Raw genomic sequence first — 1,432 nt, 5'->3', positions numbered from 1 at the left:
AAAGTGAACCGACCCCCATAAGTTGGACACAACTTATGGGGGTATTTTTATGCGTTACGATCTAGACTTTAAGATGCAAGTCATCGCATACTATGAGCAAGGACATACCGGACTTGCCACAAGTGAGAAGTTTAAAATAGATCCAAAACTTGTACGTACATGGGTCAAGCAATATCAAAGCGGTGGTATAGAGGCTATCAAGCCAAAGACAAATAAGGCCAAATACAGCAGTGAATTTAAATACAAAGTGATAACCACCATGCTTAAGGAAGGATTAAGTCAATCCGAGGTCGCTTTAACATTTAACATCAGCTCACCGGCATTAATCAGTCATTGGCACAAAGCTTATAGGCTCCACGGTATGTCTGGACTAATATCCAAACCTAAAGGTAGAGTCGTCATGAGTAAGCCATATATCACAGACAAACCAGATGATGAAAAGAGCTTAGCAGAACTAAAGCGTGAGAATGAATACCTACGTGCAGAGGTTGCCTATCTAAAAAAGCTCGATGCCTTGCTCAAAGCGGAGGAACAAGCAGGCAAAAAGCAAGGCTCATCGAAGCACTGAGACAAGACCACCCTTTATCTGCTTTGCTAAACATCGCTAAGATGGCTAAAAGTGTCTTTTACTACCATAGGTGCCAGTTTGACGTCAAAGACAAATATGCAGACTTAAAACAGCGTATTACTGAGCTGTACCATCAGCACAAAGGCAGGTACGGCTATCGTAGAATAACGGCCATGCTAAAGCAGCTAGGTTATTATCACAACCACAAACTAGTTGCCAAGCTTATGCGTCATCTAAACTTAAGTGCACGGATTCGAAGGCAAAGGTACCGTTCTTATAAAGGCGTACAAGGCAAGATTGCAAAGAACCACTTAAAGCGTCAGTTTAATGCAGATAAACCAAACATACGCTGGCTGACTGATATTACTGAGTTTAAGGTGGGTGATCATAAGCTGTATTTATCGCCGATACTCGATTGTTATAACAATGAGATTGTCAGCTATACGCTGTCAAAAAGGCCGACTTATGACTTGGTGCGCAAAATGCTAGATAAGGCTTTAGATAGGATAGATACGTACCAGAACAACAGTTTAATGCTGCATTCAGATCAAGGGTGGCATTATCAAATGAGACCGTTTAACAAAGCGCTTAGACAGCACGGTATTAAGCAAAGTATGAGCAGAAAAGGCAACTGCTTAGATAATGCGCTTATGGAGGGGTTCTTCGGTACATTGAAGTGTGAGACGATTTATATTGATAAACCGAAAACGATTGAGCAGTTAGAACAACAGATTCATGAGTATATGCATTACTACAATAATGAACGTATTCAACTCAAACTAAAAGGACTGAGTCCTGTGCAGTACAGAACTCAGTCCTTGATATAAACTAAACCGTCCAATATTTGGGGGTCAGTTCAAAAGT

The 1,432-nt window shown here is 40.9% G+C and carries 2 protein-coding genes; both read left to right on the top strand.

Annotation, left to right across the window (positions count from 1 at the left end; genetic code table 11):
- The first annotated feature begins 49 nt into the window (after positions 1-49).
- Positions 50-568: a helix-turn-helix domain-containing protein gene (locus ACT3RN_RS15585; RefSeq protein ID WP_192520990.1), complete on the top strand. Its 519-nt coding sequence runs from the start codon at positions 50-52 to the stop codon at positions 566-568.
- Positions 472-1,395, top strand: coding sequence for an IS3 family transposase (locus ACT3RN_RS15580; RefSeq protein WP_192520991.1), 924 nt, complete (start codon positions 472-474; stop codon positions 1,393-1,395). Before ACT3RN_RS15585 ends, ACT3RN_RS15580 begins: the two co-directional genes overlap by 97 nt.
- Positions 1,396-1,432: the final 37 nt, after the last annotated feature.

It is taken from the genome of Psychrobacter sp. AOP5-GZ1-6, from assembly GCF_052376345.1.
Taxonomy (GTDB): domain Bacteria; phylum Pseudomonadota; class Gammaproteobacteria; order Pseudomonadales; family Moraxellaceae; genus Psychrobacter.
Note: the sequence above shows the minus strand (reverse complement) of the source record. Positions and strands in the feature narration are given on the sequence as shown.